The organism is Mesorhizobium sp. WSM4845 (assembly GCF_055811455.1).
Genome location: NZ_JBVVQA010000037.1, coordinates 1 through 18,846, shown reverse-complemented (window position 1 = coordinate 18,846; position 18,846 = coordinate 1). Strand labels below are relative to the sequence as shown.

Annotated in this window: 21 protein-coding genes and 1 pseudogene; 8 read left to right on the top strand and 14 right to left on the bottom strand. The window is 63.1% G+C overall.

Annotation, left to right across the window (positions count from 1 at the left end; genetic code table 11):
- Positions 1 to 12: 12 nt before the first annotated feature.
- From AC0L2C_RS29425 to hutI, 5 genes are all read right to left on the bottom strand, one after another.
- On the bottom strand, positions 13 to 603 hold the full coding sequence (locus AC0L2C_RS29425) for a HutD/Ves family protein (protein WP_128247822.1): 591 nt from the start codon (positions 601 to 603) through the stop codon (positions 13 to 15).
- A gap of 8 nt (positions 604 to 611) precedes the next feature.
- Complete coding sequence (hutU, locus tag AC0L2C_RS29420) at positions 612 to 2,282, bottom strand: urocanate hydratase (RefSeq protein ID WP_128247823.1); 1,671 nt, start codon at positions 2,280 to 2,282, stop codon at positions 612 to 614.
- A 40-nt stretch (positions 2,283 to 2,322) separates the two neighbouring features.
- Entirely contained in the window at positions 2,323 to 3,141 is an 819-nt protein-coding gene (gene hutG / locus AC0L2C_RS29415) for an N-formylglutamate deformylase (RefSeq protein WP_128247824.1), read from the bottom strand.
- Between the two features lie 64 nt (positions 3,142 to 3,205).
- Positions 3,206 to 4,741, bottom strand: coding sequence for a histidine ammonia-lyase (gene hutH, locus AC0L2C_RS29410; RefSeq protein WP_473525073.1), 1,536 nt, complete (start codon positions 4,739 to 4,741; stop codon positions 3,206 to 3,208).
- Positions 4,738 to 5,973: an imidazolonepropionase gene (gene hutI, locus AC0L2C_RS29405; protein WP_287239476.1), complete on the bottom strand. Its 1,236-nt coding sequence runs from the start codon at positions 5,971 to 5,973 to the stop codon at positions 4,738 to 4,740. Before hutI ends, hutH begins: the two co-directional genes overlap by 4 nt.
- 100 nt (positions 5,974 to 6,073) lie before the next feature.
- On the opposite strand from hutI, the gene AC0L2C_RS29400 reads away from it, so the two are divergent.
- Positions 6,074 to 7,426, top strand: a complete 1,353-nt coding sequence (locus AC0L2C_RS29400) for a formimidoylglutamate deiminase (RefSeq protein ID WP_287239477.1) — start codon at positions 6,074 to 6,076, stop codon at positions 7,424 to 7,426.
- 2 nt (positions 7,427 to 7,428) lie between these two features.
- The gene (gene hutC / locus AC0L2C_RS29395) at positions 7,429 to 8,169 is read left to right on the top strand and encodes a histidine utilization repressor (RefSeq protein ID WP_473525090.1); all 741 of its coding nucleotides are present in this window, start codon (positions 7,429 to 7,431) and stop codon (positions 8,167 to 8,169) included.
- A gap of 47 nt (positions 8,170 to 8,216) precedes the next feature.
- On the opposite strand, the gene AC0L2C_RS29390 is transcribed toward hutC, so the two are convergent.
- Positions 8,217 to 8,561: a RidA family protein gene (locus AC0L2C_RS29390; RefSeq protein ID WP_287239481.1), complete on the bottom strand. Its 345-nt coding sequence runs from the start codon at positions 8,559 to 8,561 to the stop codon at positions 8,217 to 8,219.
- 223 nt (positions 8,562 to 8,784) lie between these two features.
- Between AC0L2C_RS29390 and aztA the strand changes: the two genes are divergently transcribed.
- The 4 genes from aztA (at position 8,785) to AC0L2C_RS29370 (ending at position 11,897) form a co-directional block, all read left to right on the top strand.
- Positions 8,785 to 9,597 (top strand): zinc ABC transporter ATP-binding protein AztA, encoded by an 813-nt coding sequence (gene aztA, locus AC0L2C_RS29385; RefSeq protein WP_128184418.1) that lies wholly within the window; start codon positions 8,785 to 8,787, stop codon positions 9,595 to 9,597.
- Positions 9,597 to 10,472: a zinc ABC transporter permease AztB gene (gene aztB, locus AC0L2C_RS29380; RefSeq protein ID WP_287239483.1), complete on the top strand. Its 876-nt coding sequence runs from the start codon at positions 9,597 to 9,599 to the stop codon at positions 10,470 to 10,472. Before aztA ends, aztB begins: the two co-directional genes overlap by 1 nt.
- Before the next feature lie 19 nt (positions 10,473 to 10,491).
- Positions 10,492 to 11,412: a zinc ABC transporter substrate-binding protein AztC gene (gene aztC, locus AC0L2C_RS29375; protein WP_287239485.1), complete on the top strand. Its 921-nt coding sequence runs from the start codon at positions 10,492 to 10,494 to the stop codon at positions 11,410 to 11,412.
- Positions 11,413 to 11,558: 146 nt separating this feature from the next.
- On the top strand, positions 11,559 to 11,897 hold the full coding sequence (locus tag AC0L2C_RS29370; RefSeq protein WP_128176911.1) for a protein tyrosine phosphatase family protein: 339 nt from the start codon (positions 11,559 to 11,561) through the stop codon (positions 11,895 to 11,897).
- Here the strand turns inward: AC0L2C_RS29370 and AC0L2C_RS29365 are convergent.
- Complete coding sequence (locus AC0L2C_RS29365) at positions 11,894 to 12,361, bottom strand: Lrp/AsnC family transcriptional regulator (protein WP_023803215.1); 468 nt, start codon at positions 12,359 to 12,361, stop codon at positions 11,894 to 11,896. The genes AC0L2C_RS29370 and AC0L2C_RS29365 overlap by 4 nt on opposite strands.
- A gap of 139 nt (positions 12,362 to 12,500) precedes the next feature.
- Here AC0L2C_RS29365 and hppD point away from each other — a divergent pair, with 139 nt between their 5' ends.
- Positions 12,501 to 13,613: a 4-hydroxyphenylpyruvate dioxygenase gene (gene hppD, locus AC0L2C_RS29360; RefSeq protein WP_128170248.1), complete on the top strand. Its 1,113-nt coding sequence runs from the start codon at positions 12,501 to 12,503 to the stop codon at positions 13,611 to 13,613.
- An 8-nt stretch (positions 13,614 to 13,621) separates the two neighbouring features.
- On the opposite strand, the gene AC0L2C_RS29355 is transcribed toward hppD, so the two are convergent.
- From AC0L2C_RS29355 to hmgA, 6 genes are all read right to left on the bottom strand, one after another.
- Positions 13,622 to 13,933 carry a BrnA antitoxin family protein gene (locus tag AC0L2C_RS29355; RefSeq protein WP_027153896.1) on the bottom strand — a complete coding sequence of 104 codons (312 nt, stop codon included), beginning with the start codon at positions 13,931 to 13,933 and terminating at the stop codon, positions 13,622 to 13,624.
- Positions 13,920 to 14,177 carry a BrnT family toxin gene (locus AC0L2C_RS29350; protein ID WP_128170246.1) on the bottom strand — a complete coding sequence of 86 codons (258 nt, stop codon included), beginning with the start codon at positions 14,175 to 14,177 and terminating at the stop codon, positions 13,920 to 13,922. The genes AC0L2C_RS29355 and AC0L2C_RS29350 overlap by 14 nt, the downstream gene beginning before the upstream one ends.
- A 51-nt stretch (positions 14,178 to 14,228) precedes the next feature.
- Positions 14,229 to 14,777 carry a DinB family protein gene (locus AC0L2C_RS29345; protein ID WP_128170245.1) on the bottom strand — a complete coding sequence of 183 codons (549 nt, stop codon included), beginning with the start codon at positions 14,775 to 14,777 and terminating at the stop codon, positions 14,229 to 14,231.
- Between the two features lie 27 nt (positions 14,778 to 14,804).
- Positions 14,805 to 15,818, bottom strand: a complete 1,014-nt coding sequence (locus tag AC0L2C_RS29340; protein WP_287174344.1) for a fumarylacetoacetate hydrolase family protein — start codon at positions 15,816 to 15,818, stop codon at positions 14,805 to 14,807.
- Positions 15,819 to 15,892: 74 nt separating this feature from the next.
- Positions 15,893 to 16,783, bottom strand: coding sequence for an MBL fold metallo-hydrolase (locus tag AC0L2C_RS29335; protein WP_473525089.1), 891 nt, complete (start codon positions 16,781 to 16,783; stop codon positions 15,893 to 15,895).
- Between the two features lie 11 nt (positions 16,784 to 16,794).
- The gene (gene hmgA / locus AC0L2C_RS29330) at positions 16,795 to 18,108 is read right to left on the bottom strand and encodes a homogentisate 1,2-dioxygenase (protein WP_287257749.1); all 1,314 of its coding nucleotides are present in this window, start codon (positions 18,106 to 18,108) and stop codon (positions 16,795 to 16,797) included.
- 79 nt (positions 18,109 to 18,187) lie between these two features.
- On the opposite strand from hmgA, the gene AC0L2C_RS29325 reads away from it, so the two are divergent.
- Entirely contained in the window at positions 18,188 to 18,643 is a 456-nt protein-coding gene (locus AC0L2C_RS29325; RefSeq protein WP_287257750.1) for a MarR family winged helix-turn-helix transcriptional regulator, read from the top strand.
- Between the two features lie 62 nt (positions 18,644 to 18,705).
- Here the strand turns inward: AC0L2C_RS29325 and tdh are convergent.
- Positions 18,706 to 18,846: pseudogene (gene tdh, locus AC0L2C_RS29320) on the bottom strand (L-threonine 3-dehydrogenase); the annotation flags it as partial.

The window sequence follows — 18,846 nt, the reverse complement described above, 5'->3', positions numbered from 1 at the left end:
TCGAAACAGGCGTTAATCGTTTGCCGAAACGCGATCGATGCGGATCACGAACAGCGTCGCTGGTCGCGCAGGCTCCAGGCGCTGTGACAGAGCGTCGTCCGGCCCGAGCAACAGCGCGTCGCGCGGTCCGATGTGGACAGGCGCCGCGCCGGCCACCGAGATCTCGCCGTCAACACACAGGATGAGGGTCGCATCGGCGGCTGACTGGATGTCCGTCGCGGCTGAAATCACCAGGCGTTCGACGGCATGGGTCATCCGTCCACGCCGTGTCATGACGTTGAGATCGGCGATCGGACCGGCGATCAGCGCCGCTTCCGTCGGCACATCGGCCGGAAAGGAAAGCGGGGCGGACGTTTTGGTCACCGTAGCTGCCGGGCGGCCGGCCAAATCAAGGATGATCCCTTCGCCTTCCAGCACGGCCAAGCTCCGGTCGACTCCGGCAAATTCGGAGAATGACCCACCGCTTTCGACGCGCGCCATGGAGACGCGCCAGTCGAAATCGTCGAGCGCAGCACCTGCGGGCGAGACGGCGATTTCCGTCGTCACCCCGCCGCCGTTCTTCCACGGCATGGACCGGTATTCGGCTGCCCGGAGGATGCGCAAGGCGCGGTTCAGCCGAGGATGCCTGGCAGGTTGAGCTGGTGCTCCCTGGCGCAGTCGATGGCGAGGTCATAGCCGGCATCGGCGTGGCGCATGACGCCGGTTGCGGGGTCATTCCATAGCACCCGCTCCAGGCGTTTGGCCGCTTCGCGTGTGCCGTCGGCAACGATGACCATGCCGGCATGTTGCGAAAAGCCCATGCCGACGCCACCGCCATGATGCAGCGATACCCAGGTTGCGCCGGAGGCGGTGTTGAGCAGCGCATTGAGCAGCGGCCAGTCGGACACGGCGTCCGAGCCGTCCTTCATCGATTCCGTCTCGCGGTTCGGCGAGGCAACCGAGCCTGAATCGAGATGATCGCGGCCGATGACCACCGGCGCCTTGAGCTCGCCTTTCGCCACCATCTCGTTGAAGGCGAGGCCGAGCCGGTGGCGGTCGCCGAGACCAACCCAGCAGATGCGCGCCGGCAGACCCTGGAAGGCGATGCGCTCACGCGCCATGTCGAGCCAGTTGTGCAGGTGGGTGTTGCCGGGTGTCAGCTCGCGCACCTTGGCGTCGGTCTTGTAGATGTCCTCGGCATCGCCGGAGAGGGCTGCCCAGCGAAACGGACCGATCCCGCGACAAAACAGTGGCCGGATATAGGCCGGCACGAAACCCGGGAAGGCAAAGGCATTGTCGAGCCCTTCCTCCTTCGCCACCTGGCGGATGTTGTTGCCATAGTCGAGCGTCGGCACGCCGGCATTCCAGAACGCCACCATCGCCTCGACATGTTCGCGCATCGACGCGCGCGCCGCCTTTTCGACCGCCTTCGGGTCGCTGGTGCGCTTCTCGCGCCATTCGGCGAGCGACCAGCCCTTGGGAAGATAGCCGTTGAGCGGATCATGCGCCGATGTCTGGTCGGTGACCAGGTCGGGGCGCACGCCACGCCGCACCAGTTCCGGCACGATGTCTGCGGTGTTGCCGACCAGGCCGACCGATTTCGCCTCGCCGGCCCTGGTCCAGCGCTCGATCCTTTCCAGTGCCTCGTCGAGCGTGTCGGCGCGTTCGTCGACATAGCGAGTGCGCAGCCGGAAATCGATACGGTCGGGATCGCATTCGATCGCCAGGCAGCAGGCGCCGGCCATCACCGCGGCCAACGGCTGGGCGCCGCCCATGCCGCCGAGGCCGCCGGTCAGGAGCCATTTGCCCCTGAGATTGCCGTCGTAATGCTGGCGGCCAGCCTCGACGAAGGTCTCGTAGGTGCCCTGCACGATGCCTTGGGTGCCGATGTAGATCCACGAGCCGGCCGTCATCTGGCCGTACATCATCAGGCCCTTCTTATCGAGCTCGTTGAATTTCTCCCATGTCGCCCAGTGCGGCACGAGGTTGGAATTGGCGATCAGCACGCGCGGCGCATCGGTGTGGGTACGAAACACGCCGACCGGCTTGCCCGACTGCACCAGCAGCGTCTCGTCGTCTCCAAGCGTCTTCAGAGAGGCGACGATGCGATCAAAGTCGTTCCAGGTGCGCGCCGCGCGGCCGATGCCGCCATAGACGACCAGTTCGTTGGGGTTTTCGGCGACGTCGGGATCGAGATTGTTCATCAGCATGCGCAACGGCGCTTCAGTCAGCCATGTGCGGGCGTTGAGCTCGCTGCCGCGCGGGCTGCGGACTTCGCGGAGGTTGTGGCGAGGATCGGTCATGGCGTCATTTTTCCTTTCGAATGAGCTGCGCGACGATGCGTCAGCGCCCGGCCCAGGCAATCGCGCTTTCCAGGATCCGCTTCAGTGTGGCGCGGATCGGCGCGGCGAATGCCGGGTCGTAAGGCACCGGCCAATTGTCGGGCGTACCTTTGCCCTCGGGCTCGCGCATATAGCCGCGGTTGGACAGTTCCATCTGCAGCGCATGGACGTTGTTGTGCGGCTGGCCGAAATGGCGCGTGATCCAGCCGCCTTTGAAGCGGCCGTTGACGACAAAACTCTCGCCGGTCTCGGCGAGGATCTGGCCAACCATTGCCTGCAAGCCCGGGTCGGCGCTTTTGCCGTCATTGGTGCCGAGGTTGAACACCGGCAGCGTGCCTTCGAACAGCCGCGGCAGCATCGAGCGGATCGAATGGCAGTCATAGAGGACGATCTTCCGGTGCACGGCGCGCAGCCTGTCGATCTCGGCCTGCATGGCGGCATGGTAAGGCACAAAGTACTTTTCGCGGCGCTCGTCGACCTCCGAGGCATCAGGCTCTTCCCCGACACGATAGAGCGGATCGCCGTCGAAGGTCTCGGTCGGGCACAGGCCGGTGGTTGCCTGGCCGGGATAGAGCGAGACTCCAGACGGATCGCGATTGACGTCGATGACGGTGCGCGAGATCGCGGTATGCACCACCGTCGCGCCGAGGTCTTCGGCAAAGTCATACAGCTTGTCGATCCACCAGTCGGCGTCGCGGCGGCCGAGCCAAGGCGACACCAGCCGGTTCTCAAGGCCGACGAGATCGATGCCGGTGTGCGGGATCGAGACCAGCAGCGGGGCGGTGCCGGGCGTTACAGTGAGCCAGGAGGGTAAAGTCATGAATGGTCTCCCTGCGCCGGCGCTCTACGGCGCGAAGGATCGCGACCTATCGAGGTGTGCGCCCTCACGACGCGATTCCCGGCAGCGCCACCGCGCCCGTTGCCTTCACGGCAGCGCCGCTGCGCACCATGGCGATGGCCTTTTCCATGTCCGGGTGGAAATGCCGGTCATTGTCGAGATGCGGCACTTCGGCCCTGACCAGCCTGCGTACCGCTTCGAGCGGCGCACTCGATGCCAGCGGCGCATGGAAATCGCAGCCCTGCGTGGCGGCCAGCAATTCGATACCGATGACGGCCGTCGCATTCTCGATCATGCCGATCAGCCGGCGCGCGCCATGTGCCGCCATCGAGACGTGGTCTTCCTGATTGGCCGAGGTCGGGATCGAATCGACACTGGCCGGATAGGCCTTTTGCTTGTTTTCCGAGACGAGTGCCGCCGCCGTCACTTGCGGGATCATGAAGCCGGAATTCAAGCCTGGCTTCGGCGTCAGGAAGGCCGGCATGCCCGACAGCGCCGGATCGACCAGCATGGCGATGCGCCGTTCCGACAGCGAGCCGATCTCGCAGACGGCGAGCGCGATCATGTCGGCGGCGAAGGCGACCGGCTCGGCGTGGAAATTGCCGCCGGAAAGTGCTGTGTCGTCCTCGGCGAAGATCAGCGGATTGTCGGTGACGCCGTTGGCCTCGGTGCCCAGCGTGCCGGCGGCCTGGCGCAGCACGCTGAGCGCTGCACCCATCACCTGCGGCTGGCAGCGCAAGCAGTACGGGTCCTGCACGCGTTCGTCTCCGACCCGGTGCGATTCACGGATGGCACTGCCGGCCATCAGGTTGCGCAGCGCCTCTGCCGTCTCGATCTGGCCAGGATGCCTCCTGAGCAGGTGGATGCGCGGATCGAAGGGGGCGTCGGAACCCTTGGCGGCATCGGTCGAGAGCGCACCGGCGACCAGCGCCGACTGGTAGAGCACTTCGGCGTCGAACAAGGCGGCCAACGCATAGGCGGTCGAGAACTGCGTGCCGTTGAGCAGCGCCAACCCTTCCTTGGCGCCAAGCGTGACCGGCTCCAGCCCGTGCGAGACAAAGGCGACCTTGGCCGGGAACCGGCCATGCGGGGTAAAACATTCGCCGACGCCGATCATCACCGCTGTCATGTGCGACAGTGGCGCGAGGTCGCCGGATGCGCCGACCGAGCCTTGCGCCGGCACCACCGGAATGACGTCGTTGGCGAGCATCGCTTCGAGCAGCTCAATGGTCTGCGGCCGCACGCCGGAGGCGCCCTGCGCCAGGCTGGCCAGCTTCAGTGCCATCATCAGCCGGCAAACACCGACCGGCATCGGTTCGCCGACGCCGGCGGCATGCGACAGCACGATGTTGCGTTGCAGCGTCTCGAGATCGGCGGCGGGGATACGGACGCTGGCCAATTTGCCGAAACCGGTGTTGATGCCATAGACCGGCTCACCCTTGGCGACGATGCGGGCAACGGCCTCGGCGCTGGCCTTGATCTTTGGCCAGCAGGCCGCGTCCAGCTTCGGCATCGCGCCACGATAGATTTCGCGCCAGTCGGCCAGCGTCGTGTTGCCCGGCTTGAGTTTGAGTTCACTCATTGTCCCCTCCAGATGCGGGCATGCAGCGGGTTGAAGCCCATGCGGTAGACGAGTTCGGCCGGGCGCTCGATGTCCCAGATCGCCAGGTCGGCCGATTTTCCAGCCTCCAGCGTGCCGGTGCTTCCGAGCCGTCCGAGCGCGCGGGCGGCCTCGCGGGTGACACCGGCAAGGCATTCGTCAACAGTCAGACCAAACAAAGTCGCCGCCATGTTCATGGTCAGCAGCAGCGAGGTCAGCGGCGAGGTGCCGGGATTGCAGTCGGTGGCGACCGCCATTTTGACGCCATGCTGGCGAAACAGGCCGATCGGCGGCTTCTTGGTCTCACGGATGAAATAGTAGGCGCCGGGCAGGATCGTCGCCACGGTTCCGGCCCTCGCCATCGCCGCCGCACCCGCCTCGTCAGTGTATTCGAGATGGTCGGCCGACAGGGCGCCATAGCGCGCCGCAAGTTCTGCGCCGTGCAGATTGGACAATTGGTCAGCGTGGAGTTTTACCGGCAGGCCCGCTGCTTTCGCCGCGTCGAACACGCGAGAAATCTGCTCGGGCGAAAAGGCGATGCCTTCGCAAAAACCATCGACCGCGTCGGCCAGGCCCTCGGCGGTGACGGCCGGCAAAATCTCGTTTGCGACCAGATCGATAAAAGCGTCCTTGTCGCCTTTCGCTTCAGGCGGCAGGGCATGCGCGCCGAGGAAGCTCGTTGTTACCGTTACTGGACGGTTTTCGCCCAGGAGCCGCGCGGCGTGCAGCGATTTCTTCTCGTTTTCGAGATCGAGCCCGTAGCCCGACTTAACCTCGATGGTGGTGAGGCCTTCGGCGATCAGCGCTTCGAGGCGCGGCAGCGACTGCGCAACCAATTCCTGCTGGCTGGCAGCGCGCAACGCCTTGACCGACGAGACGATGCCGCCGCCGGCCCTGGTGACCTCTTCATAGGTGGCGCCGGCCAGCCGCATCTCGAATTCGTTGGCGCGATTGCCGGCGTGGACCAGATGAGTATGGCAGTCGATCAGGCCGGGTGTGATCCAGCGGCCTTCGCAATCGACAATTTCGGCATTCTGGCTGAAGGCTGCCGGCATGTCGGCTTCCGGGCCGGCATAGACGATCAGACCATCGCGGGCGACGATCGCGCCGTCTTCGACGATACCCAGTCCGGCGGCGCTGTCGGCCATGGTCGCCAGACGCGCATTGCGCCAGAGGCGGATCTCCCCTGCCCGGCTTTTGCTCTCTCCAGCCATCATCTTTTCCGTTTCAATCGGCCGCGGTTATGTATATACATATTGAAACGCACTGCAAGTGGTATCATTGCACGGGACAAAGGGAATCGGAGAGAAAAACGTGACGGCGATCTTTGCGGAACAGGCGCTTCTGCCAGACGGCTGGCATTCCAATGCCCGGATCGTCGTCAGTGATGGCCACATCGCCACGGTCGAGCCGAACACCGCATCCCAGCCCGGCGACGAACGCCATGCCATTCTGCTGCCAGGCATGCCGAACCTGCACAGCCACGCCTTCCAGCGCGGCATGGCCGGTCTAGCCGAGCTGCGCGGCCCTTCAGCCGACAGTTTCTGGAGCTGGCGCGAGGTGATGTATCGCTTCGCGCTGTCGATGACGCCGGATCAGGTCGAGGCGGTCGCCGCGCAGCTCTATGTCGAGATGCTGGAGGCTGGGTTCTCACGTGTCGGCGAGTTTCACTACCTGCATCACGACCGCGACGGCCAGCCTTACGCCAACGTCGCCGAAATGGCCGACCGCATCACCGCCGCGGCTGCCGACACCGGCATCGGGCTGACGCTGCTGCCGGTCTTCTATGCACATTCCTCTTTCAGCGGCGCAGCGCCGAATGAAGGCCAGCGGCGATTCATCAACGATATGAATCGGTTCTCGCAGCTTGTTGAGAAATGTCACGAAACCGTTCGCACCTTGAATCACGCGGTCGTCGGCATCGCCCCGCACAGTCTGCGCGCCGTGACACCGGAGCAGTTGGAAAACATCGCGACAATGGCACCCGGCGGACCGATCCACATCCACATCGCCGAGCAAGTGAAGGAGGTCGAGGACTGCCTTGCCTGGTCTGGGGCGCGGCCGGTCGAATGGCTGCTCGCCAATGCCAGGGTCGATAGTCGCTGGTGCCTGATCCACGCCACCCACATGACCGAGACCGAGACGGCGGCCATGGCGAAAAGCGGAGCAATCGCCGGCCTCTGCCCGATCACCGAGGCCAATCTCGGCGACGGCACCTTTGCAGCACCTTTGTTCAAACAGCATGGCGGCCGCTTCGGCGTCGGCTCCGATTCCAACGTGCTGATCGGCCTGCCGGACGAATTGCGGCAGCTCGAATATTCGCAGCGCCTCGCCCACCGTGCCCGCAACCTGCTGGCGGTCGCCGGCGGTTCGACCGGGCGCGCACTGTTCGATGCCGCGCTCGACGGCGGCAGCGCAGCGCTCGGCGCAAGCCCCTCGCGGATCGCCGCTGCCGCCCCAGCCGATTTCATCTCGCTCGATGGCAAGCACCCGTCGCTTGCCGGCAAGACGGGCGATGCAGTGCTCGACACCTGGATCTTCGCCAACGGGTCCAAGGTCGATTGTGTCTGGGTGCATGGCAAGAAACTCGTCAGCAGTGGCAGGCATGCAAGGCGCGATTTTATTGCCGAGCGTTTTCGCAAGGTGATGACGGCGCTTTCGCCATGAGCATGATCCAGACAATGGATGCGGACGGCGGCGAGCCCCTCTCGCTGCATCAACGCATCCTGTCCGACATCAGCGAACGAATCCTGTCCGGCGCCTGGGCGCCCGGCCACCGCATCCCGTTCGAGCACGAACTGACGGCCGAGTACAAATGTTCGCGCATGACGGTGAACAAGGCGCTGTCGCAGCTTGCCAAGGCGGGGCTGATAGAGCGCCGCCGCCGCTCTGGCAGCTTTGTCCGGCGGCCGCAGTCGCAAGCCGCGGTGTTGGAAATCCATGACATCAGGATCGAGGTCGAGGCGCTCGGCCTGCCCTATCGCTACGAGCGTGTCGCGCGACATAAAAGGCGCAGCAGCGCCGAGGATCGCGCCTTGCTGGAACTCGACTCCAACGGGCCGGTGCTGGCGCTGGAATGCTGGCATTTCGCTGGCAAGCGGCCGTTCGCCCACGAACAGCGGCTGATCAACCTGGCCGCTGTGGCCGAGGCTGCCAACGAGGAATTTTTTGCCGTCGCGCCTGGGCCGTGGCTGATCGCCCGCGTGCCATGGAGTGCCGCCGAGCACCGCATCCGCGCCGTCGCCGCCGACAGACACATTGCGACCGCACTCGAAATCGAGTCCGGCGCCCCCTGCCTTGTGGTCGAGCGACGGACATGGAGCGCCGAGCACCCGGTCACCCATGTCCGTTTCACCTATGCGGCCGACAGCCACACGCTGGTCGCGCGGTTCACGCCGTCGCAGGGGTAACCCTCCCCCTCTGAGGGCCCTCGAGGGGGAGGGTTAAGAGCCGCATCTCAAATCGCTGCAGTAATAATAATCTCGACCAGATATTCCGGCCCGGCAAGCTTGGCCTCGCCGGTGGCGCGGGCCGGGGTATTGCCCTGTGGCACCCACTTGTCCCATTCCGCGTTCATCTCGGCAAAGGTGCCCATGTCGGCCAGCCAGATGATCGCCTGCAGGATCTTGGTCTTGTCGGTGCCGGCCTTGGCCAGCAATTCGTCGATGGCCGCCAGGATGTCCCTGGTCTGGGTGCCGACGTTTCCGCCTGGTTCGCCGACCTGACCAGCCAGATAGACGGTGTTGCCGTGGATGACGATCTGGCTCATGCGTGGGCCAACATCGATGCGACGAATGCTCATTGGACGTTTCCTTCCTTTGTGGGTCGCGCCTCTTTAGAGTCGCGGTTCGCTGGCGGCAAGGTTGCATGAGCGAATCCTCTTGAGCCAGCAGGCGTGGGGCGAAAATAGGCACACGCAAATTGCTCCGGTCGCCGCAATTCCGCCGGATTGACTTGTTGACTAATGTAATAACATCACATATCCACCGCCGCTGCCGTATTAGTCGTGTCCCACGGATCGTCACATGACCAAAACCTGCCTGACATTCCGCGACCTGACGCTGGGCTACAACAGCCATCCGGCGATCCATCATCTCGATGGCACAATCCGCCGCGGGTCGCTGACAGCCGTCGTCGGCGCCAATGGATCGGGCAAGTCGACCCTGATGAAGGGTATCGTCGGCGTGTTGAAGCCGATGGCCGGCACGGTTGTCCGGGCGCCCGGCGTGCGCGCCGCCTATCTGCCGCAACAGTCGGAACTCGACCGCTCCTTTCCCGCCCGGGTCGTTGATCTGGTTTCGCTCGGCCTGTGGCCACGGCGCGGGCTGCTCGGCCGCTACACTAGGGAAGATCGCGATTCGGTCAGCCAGGCGCTGATGGCCGTCGGCCTCGGCGGCTTCGAGAAGCGCCCGATCGACACGCTGTCGGGCGGCCAGCTGCAGCGCACGCTGTTCGCCCGCGTGCTGCTGCAGGACGCCGATCTCATTCTGCTTGACGAACCGTTCAACGCCGTCGATACCAAGACCGTCGGCGACCTGATCGCACTAATCAAGCGCTGGCATGGCGAGGAACGCACGATCCTGGTTGTCGTCCACGATCTGGAACTGGTGCGCCAGAACTTCCCCGAGACGCTGCTGCTGGCGCGCCAGCCAATCGCCTGGGGCGAAACCAGGGAAACCCTGCGGCCGGAAAACCTGTTGCGCGCGCGCCGCTTCCACGAAGCCTGGGAGGAGAACGCGCCCTGGTGCGAGCCCGACAGGCACGGTGATCACGGTCACGGCCCCGGGCACAACCATGCGCACGACCATCATCACGGCCCCGGGCCGCGGGCAGCATGATGGACACGCTCTACGGTCTTCTCATCGCTCCGTTCGCCGAATTCGCCTTCATGCAGCGGGCGCTTGCCGGTTCGCTGATGCTGTCGCTCGGCGCCTGCCCGGTCGGCGTGTTCCTGATGCTGCGGCGCATGAGCCTTTCCGGCGACGCCATGGCCCACGCCATCCTGCCGGGTGCTGCCGCCGGGTTCCTGTTTTATGGGCTGGAAATCCTGCCGATGACCATCGGCGGGCTGATTGCCGGCATCATCGTCGCGCTCGGCGCCGGCGCCGTCTCGCGCTTCACCATCCAGCGCGAGGACGCTTCGATGGCGGCCTTCTACCTGATTTCGCTGGCGATCGGCGTGCTGATGGTGTCGATCCGCGGCTCCAGCGTCGATCTCATGCATGTGCTGTTCGGCACCGTGCTTGCGCTCAACAATGAAGCGCTGACACTGATCGGCGGCATTGTGCTGGTCACGCTGGTCAGCCTCGCCATCTTCTGGCGGGCGCTCGTCGCCGAATGTCTCGACCCGCTGTTCCTGCGTTCGGTCAGCCGGCTGGGCAGCCCGGTGCATTTCATCTTCCTCGGCCTCGTCGTGCTCAACCTGGTCGGCGGCTTCCAGGCGCTCGGCACACTGCTATCGGTCGGGCTGATGATGCTGCCTGCGGCTGCCGCCCGCTTCTGGGCCATGCGCGTCGAGCCGATGTGCGTGCTGGCGGTGCTGATCGGCTTTGCCTCTTGTGTCGCCGGGCTGCTTTTGTCCTACCACGTGTCGCTGCCTTCCGGCCCGGCCATCATCCTGTCGGCCGGCGTTGTCTATTTTGCTTCGATCCTGTTCGGCACGCGCGGCATCCTGCGCGCCCGCATTATCCATCACCGCCACAGAACCGCCTGATCCCAAAGGAGTGCTGTCCATGCTGAAATCGATCCGCGCCGCCTTGGCAGTGGGCGTTATGACATTGTCAGCCTTTGGCGCGTCGTCGGCCCTCGCGGAGCCGTTGAAAGTGGTCGCCAGCTTCACGATCATTGCCGATTTCGCCAAAAATGTCGGCGGCGACCGGATCAATCTGACCACCATCGTCGGGCCGGATGGCGATGCCCATGTCTACGAACCGAGCCCGGCTGACGCGGTGGCGATGGCGGGTGCGGATGTGGTGCTGGTCAACGGCCTGCATTTCGAAGGCTTTTTGCAGCGCCTGGTCGACGCCAGTGCCACCAAGGCGACGATCGCCGTTTTGACCAAGGGCGTCACGCCGATCAACTTCAAACCCGAATTCGCCGATGCCGACGCCGCTGAAGGCGAAGATACCGATCCGCATGCCTTCCAGTCGATCGCCAATGCCAAGATCTATGTGAAGAACATCGCCGACGCCTTCTGCACCGCCGACGCTGGGGGTTGCGACGGCTACAAGGCCAATGCCGCCGCCTATACCGAGAAACTCGACGCGCTTGAGGGCGAAGTGCAGACGGCGATCCAGTCGATCCCGGAAGAGAAACGCGTCGTCATCACCTCGCATGACGCCTTCGGCTATTTCGAGAAGGCCTATGGCCTCACCTTCCTGGCGCCCGAAGGGGTATCGACCGAGTCGGAGCCGTCCGCTGCCGACGTCGCCAAGCTGGTCGGCCAGGTGAAGCAGGACAAGGCGGCGGCTGTCTTCATCGAGAACATCAGCAACGCCCGGCTGATCGAGCAGATCGCCAGCGAGACCGGCACCAAGGTTGGCGGCACGCTTTATTCGGATGCGCTGTCGCAACCCGACGGCCCGGCCTCGACCTATATCGACCTGATGCACAACAACATCGCCCAGATCAAAGGCGCGATCCTCGGAAGCTGATGCCTTCCTAGCCAGCCGGGCCGCGCCGGCTCTGTTGGATTCTCCGTCGAAAATAACTATCTGCGCAGTGGGATTTCATTCTGCGCGGATTGCCGATCTCGTCCGGGAGTCTTAAGACTGCGGTCAAACCAGTTTTGCGAGGAAACATGGAATATCGTCAGATCACCGAGGACTATTCGGTCTCCGGCCAGATCCAGCCCGAAGAAGTCGCCGCCATCAAGGCCGCCGGCTTCAAGAGCGTCATCTGCAACCGGCCTGATGACGAGCAGCCCGGCCAGCCTTCGGCGGACACGGTCAAAGCGGCAGTCGAAGCCGCCGGGCTTACCTTCCGCTACATCCCGGTCATCAGCGGCCAGATCACGGCCCAAAATGTCGAGGACCAGGCTGAGGCGCTCGATGAGCTCGAAGGCCCGGTGTTCGCCTATTGCCGTTCCGGCGCACGCTGCACCAACCTTTTTGGGCTGATCCAGCAGTCGAAGGGCTAAATCGGCAGCGCGCCGGTTTCCTTCAGCGTTTCCAGCACGATCGCCGTCTTCACATGCTGCACGGATTCGTGCGGCAGAAGCACGCCGTTGACGAATTCCGACAGCGATTTCAGGTCGGGCGTCACCACTTTCAGGATGTAATCCATCTCGCCGGTCAGCGCGTGCGCCTCCTGCACCTGCGGCAACCGCGCCACCAACTCGCCGAAGCGCCGCGCATTGTCACGGTTGTGGGTGGCGAGCGTCACCGAGATGACGTTGACCAGTGAGAAGCCGAGCTTGTCGCGGTCGAGCACCGCGCGATAGCCCCTGATATAGCCGTCCTCCTCCAGCCTCTGGCGGCGGCGCGAACATTGCGACGCCGACAGGTTCACCCGTTCCGACAAATCGTTGTTGGTCAGCCGTGCGTCGCCCTGCAAGAGAGCCATTATCTTGCGGTCAAACTGGTCTATGCGCGCCTCATCCATGATTTTTTCATCCACCATGCACAATTCCCGCATGATTTATTCGTTTAAAGCGTTTGAATGCAAGCACCATGCGCCTGCTCCGCGCTATAGTAGCGTCAAAATGGCCCTTTGCGGCCAAGCAGCTTAGGAGGACAACACCATGGGTCCCTTCCCGCACGATGCACCGCCCGCAACGATCAGCAAGGCCAATCCCGCCGGCACCGACGGCTTCGAATTCGTCGAGTTCGCGCATCCCGAACCGGAAAAGCTCGCCGAGCTTTTTACCCGCATGGGCTATGTACCGGTAGCCAAGCACCGCACCAAGAACATCACCGTCTGGCGGCAGGGCGACATCAACTATGTCGTCAATGCCGAACCCGGCTCGCATGCGATGAAATTCGTCGACAAGCACGGCCCCTGCGCTTCCTCGATGGCCTGGCGGGTGGTCGATGCCAAGCACGCGTTCGACCATGCTGTCGCCAAAGGCGCCACACCCTATGAAGGCGCCGACAAGGCGCTCGATGTGCCGGCGATATCAGGCATTGGCGGCTCGCTGCTTTATTTCATCGAGGTCTACGGCGACAAAGGCTCGGCCTACGAAGCCGAATTCGACTGGCTGGGCGAGCCCGACCCGAAGCCGGAAGGCGTCGGCTTCTATTATCTCGACCACCTCACCCACAATGTCTATCGCGGCAATATGGACAAATGGTGGGATTTCTATCGTGACCTGTTCGGCTTCAAGCAGATCCATTTCTTCGACATCGACGGCAAGATCACCGGCCTGGTCAGCCGCGCGATCACCTCGCCCTGCGGCAAGATCCGCATCCCGCTCAACGAGTCCAAGGACGACACCAGCCAGATAGCCGAATATCTGAAGAAGTATAATGGCGAAGGCATCCAGCACATCGCTGTCGGCACGGACGAGATCTACGGCGCCACCGACAGGCTGGCAGCCAACGGGCTGAAGTTCATGCCCGGTCCGCCGGAAACCTATTACGAGATGTCTCATGCCCGCGTGCACGGCCATGATGAGCCGATCGAGCGGATGAAAAAGCACGGCATCCTGATCGACGGCGAAGGCGTGGTTGACGGCGGCACGACCAAGATCCTGCTGCAGATCTTCTCGAAAACCGTAATCGGGCCGATCTTCTTCGAATTCATCCAGAGGAAGGGCGACGAGGGTTTTGGCGAGGGCAATTTCCGCGCGCTGTTCGAATCGATCGAGCAGGACCAGATCAAGCGCGGCGTGCTGAAGGTGCAGGCGGCGGAGTGAGGCGACGCCTATTTGGGCAAGCCGGCGGCCTTGCGCAGAATGTCGTTAATCCGGCTCTGCCAGCCGGGACCGCCGGCGCGAAAGCGAGCGACCACATCGCTGTCGAGGCGCAGCGTCACCTGTTTCTTGGGATTGTCGAGCGCCGGCCGCCCGCGCGAACGGCGAATGCTTTCGGCGAGGTCCGGAAATACTTCAGCGAAGGGACGAGCGTTTCGAAAATCCTCCTCTGTCCATTCCGGATTGTCCGAAACGGCATCCCAATCTTCCTTGCTGTAGCCGCGCCCCGGTTCGAATTTTGTCTGCAGCTTAGGTTTTGTCATTGTACAATCTTCTTTCAGCCGGGTTGGCCGGGCGCATCGAAATGATCGAGATGCCCTCGGAGCCGAGCCGGGCAAAGATCACGGCAACGATCCCGTCAATCATCCGACCAATTGCCATGAGACGATCAGCTTTGGCCGCACGGATCGTTGACGTAAGGAAAAATTCCTCATCCAGTGTGGCAAAATCCAACCCGTGCTTTTCGATGTTGGCCAACCGTTTCGGTTCGTCCCAGACGATCTTCATCCGAAATTTATGTACCTACAATAATTAAGTCAAGAATTTTCGTAACTACAATTAATTGCCGCCATCAATCGCCAACCGCTCGACCTCCGCTCTCCTCAGCTTCAGATCATAGTCGAGGAAGAATTCGTCGAGCTGCGGCGGCTTTACCGAGGTGCCGGACAGCATGGCGTGCACCTGGCCGCGATGATGGATGTCGTGGATGAAGAGGTGGGCGAGCAGATCGCTGATGCGCTCCGGTATTTTTCCGTCCTCGCGCCGGTCGGTGATGACACGGCGGTCGAGATCGGCCGCCGACAAATGATCGCAAAAGGCGATCAGTCGCCGGTCGGATGCGCCCTGGGCGTCAAACAGCGCTTGTGGTTCATCGAACGGCACGAAATCGTCATGGGCCGCGGCGCCAACGTCGCCCTCTTCGAGAAAATCGAGATAGAGATGATCGACCGCCAGGATGTGGTTGAGCGTTGCCATGATCGACGGGAAGAAGCTGGTTCGCTCGGCTTCGAATTCGCCGGGCTCAAGCTGCAGCACGGCGCGATAGAGCCGGTCGTTCGACCAGAGATTGTTGCGCGCCATGCGGCTGAAATGGTCCAGCAGGTTAATCGTTTCAGACGTCCTCCCAGTGCAATCTTACCTGATGTATTTCTCGACCTTCTGCTCGATCGCACCAAAAATCGAATGTCCGATCCTGTCCTTCATCTCGATGCGCACAATGTCGCCAAGGCCCAGGAACGGGGTTGTCGGTTCGCCAGCCTCGATGGTCTCGATCATGCGCAACTCGGCTATGCAGGAATAGCCGGCGCCGCCCGCCGAGGCAGGCTTGCCAGGCCCGCCGTCGAGCTTGTTGGAGACCGTGCCCGAACCGATGATGGTGCCGGCGGCCAGCGGCCGGGTTTTCGCGGCATGCACAATCAGCGCCGGAAAATCGAATGTCATGTCCACGCCGGCGTTGGCGCGGCCGAACGGCTTGCCGTTGAGATCGACCAGCAGCGGCAGGTTGACCTTGCCGCCATCCCAGGCCTCGCCAAGTTCGTCCGGCGTCACCGCGACGGGCGAAAACGCCGAGGACGGCTTTGATTGGAAGAAGCCGAAGCCCTTGGCAAGCTCTGGCGCGGTGAGGGAGCGCAGCGTGACGTCATTGACCAGCATGACCAGCCGGATCGCGGCTCTTGCCGCATCGAGGCTTGCGCCTATCGGCACATCGTCGACGACGACAGCGACTTCCCCTTCCATGTCGACGCCAAGAGCCTCGTCGACCGTGCGGATCGGATCACGCGGCGCGATGAAACTGTCCGAACCACCCTGGTAGATCAGCGGATCGGTCCAGAAGCTTGCCGGCATCTCGGCGCCGCGCGCCTTCCGCACCAGTTCGACATGATTCACATAGGCAGAGCCATCGGCCCATTGGTAGGCGCGCGGCAACGGCGAATGGGCATCATGCTCGTGAAAGCGCGCTGACGGCACCGCATTGTTCTCCAGCGATTCCGCTATTGTCGCCAGATGCGGCGCGATCCGGTTCCAGTCGTCGAGCGCCGACTGCAGCGTCGGCACCAGAAACGAGGCATCGGTGAACCGCGTCAGGTCGCGCGAGACGACGACCAGCTTTCCGTCGCGCGTCCCGTCCTTCAATGTGGCAAGCTTCATGCGGTTTCCTCTCCTGATGCGGCTTTGGTGCCGCTTTGAATTTTGTTCTTATGATCTCTTCCGAAAACCGGTTCTCACTTTTCGCTAACGCGGTCCTTCGGTTCGGGATCATGCTCCAGTCCCACAACAAGGCCGTCGTGGGCAATCGTCAAGTCTCCGGCCCATGTTTTCCTGACGGCGGCGATCCAGTCGGCCTCGCCGATCTCGGGATCATCGGCCGGGATGAGGTGGTTGAGCACCAGTCTTTTGGCTCCTGCGTCACTGGCGATGCGCCCCGCTTCCTCAGCAAAACTATGGCTGGCGAGCAGATGCTCCCTCAGCCGCGCGCCATTGCCGGTTTTCGCGACGAGCCGCTCGATGCCGTCTTCCAGCATGGCTTCATGGACGAGAATGTCGGCGCCTTTGGCGAAATCCGCCAATGGCGGAAAGAACGCCGTATCGGCGGAAAACACCACGCTCTGTCCGGCATGCTCGAAGCGCAGCGCAAAGCAGTCGTTCACCGGCGGATGGTCGACGCGTAGCGCCAAAACCTTCAGGCCGCGCTCCTCCATCACCCGGCCTTCGCCGAACTCGATGATCGAAACCAAATCTGCGATATCAGGCCGGCCTTCGTCGACTATGCGTATCTCGATGTCGAATTCCATCGCCTGGCAAAAGCGCTGCCAGTAATGGCCGGTGCCGGGCGGGCCGAACACGGTGACCGGTGTCGCCAGACCCGCCGTCCAGGCGGTGTGGATCAGCGGACCGAGTTCCAGCACATGGTCGGAATGCAGATGCGTGATGAAGACCAGGTCGAGCGACTTCAGGCTGATGCCGGTCTCGGCCAGCCCGTGCGTCACGCCAAGCCCGCAATCCACGACAATGGTACGTCCGCCGAATATCAGCAGCGACGAACTCGGCCACCGACCGCCCGGCCGGAGCGCCGGGCCGCCCTTCGAGCCCAGCAGCACCAGCCGATCCCGCATTGGATCAGCGCTCAAGACCAGTCGCCCTCGGGCGTGCCGTTGAAGCGCTTCTTCAGATCGGCCCAGCAGTCGATGTAATTGTCCTGCCGGGTTTCAACCTCGGCGGCGTAGCGGGTCAGCATCTGTGGGAATCGCGTCTCGAACATGAAGGCCATGGTGTTGTCGAGCTTGACCGGTTTCAGATCCGCGTGGAAGGCTTTTTCAAAACCTGTTGCGTCAGGCCCGTGGGCCAGCATCAGATTGTGCAGGCTGATGCCACCGGGAACGAAACCCTCTTCCTTGGCGTCGTACTGGCCGTGGATCAGGCCCATGAACTCGCTCATGATGTTGCGGTGATACCAGGGCGGGCGAAACGTGTTTTCGGCCACCAGCCAGCGCGGCGGGAAGATGACGAAGTCGATGTTGGCGGTGCCCTCTTCGCCGCTCGGCGCGGTCAGCACCGTGAAGATCGACGGATCGGGATGGTCGAACAGGATGGCGCCGACCGGCGAAAACGTTGCGAGATCATATTTGTAGGGCGAGTAGTTGCCGTGCCACGCCACCACATCCAGCGGCGAATGATCGAGTTCGGTGACATGAAACTGGCCGCACCATTTCACGATCAGCCGGCACGGCGTCTCCTTGTCCTCGAACCAGGCGCAAGGCGTCTTGAAATCGCGCGGATTGGCCAGGCAATTGGCGCCGATCGGGCCACGATCCGGCAGCGTCAGCTTGGCGCCGTAGTTCTCGCAGACATAGCCGCGCACTGTTTCATCGATCAGTTCGACCTTGAACACGAGGCCGCGCGGCAGCACGGCGATCTCGCCCGGTCGCAATTCGATGACGCCCATCTCGGTGACGAAGCGCAGACTGCCGACCTGCGGCACGACCAGCAACTCGCCGTCGGCGTTGAAGAAATGATCGTCGGCCATCGAGCGGTTGGCGACATAGACATGGGCGGCCATGCCGGTCTGGCCGAGCACGTCGCCGGCGGTGGTGATCGAGCGCATGCCGGCAATGAAGTCGGTGGGTTCCTTCGGCATCGGCACCGGGTTCCAGCGGTACTGGCCAAGCGCCAGTTCGTGATCGCCGACATTCGGCGCGCTTTTCCACAGCGGATAATCCGCCGCCTTGAAGCGGCCGGTGTGCCTGACGCTCGGCCTGATGCGATAAAGCCAGGAACGCTCATTGGTGCCGCGTGGCGCGGTGAAGGGCGAGCCCGAAAGCTGCTCGGCATAAAGGCCGTAGGCCGGCCGCTGCGGCGAATTCCGCCCTTGCGGCAGCGAACCGGGCAAAGTCTCGGTTTCGAAGTCGTTGCCGAACCCCGGCATGTAGGAAAAGGCCATGGCATTCTCCCTGGATTGACCAAATTGGTTTCATTTGTAACCATCGAAAATGTAACTATCAATCGTGATGGAGCAGACCGTGGAGGCTGACACCCTCGAACTTGAAAGTTTCCTGCCCTACCGGCTCTATCGCCTTGCCGATGCTGTCAGCCGCGAATTTTCCAGGGTTTACAAGGACCGCCACGGCCTGACGCGGCCCGAATGGCGCACGCTGGCCGGTCTCGGCCAGCACGGCACGATGACGGCAACAGCGCTCGGCGAACAGTCGGCCATGCACAAGACCAAGGTTTCCCGCGCCATCGCCGAGCTCGAACGACGCCGCTGGCTGACGCGAAAACCTGATGAAAAAGACCGCCGTGTCGAGCATCTGACGCTGACCAACGCGGGCCTTGCCGCCTATCGCGAGATGGTGCCGTTGGCAAAAGCGTTCGAGCGGGACCTGCTGGGAAGGCTGAACGCGAGCGAGCGAGCGGCGGTCAGGGAAGGGATGGCGGCACTTAAGGGGGCATTGGATAGATCAACGACGCAGCTATGAAACTGCTATGCAGCGATCCTTCCCACCCCTCCAACGTTTCCGGAACGGCACCCGGCCAACACTCACCAGTCCATCACCACCTTGCCGGAATTGCCGCTCTTCATCGCCTCGAAGCCGGTCTGGAAGTCGTCCACGCCGATGCGGTGGGTGATCAGCCCACTGACATCGAGCGGACCCTGCACCAGCGCGATCATCTTGTACCA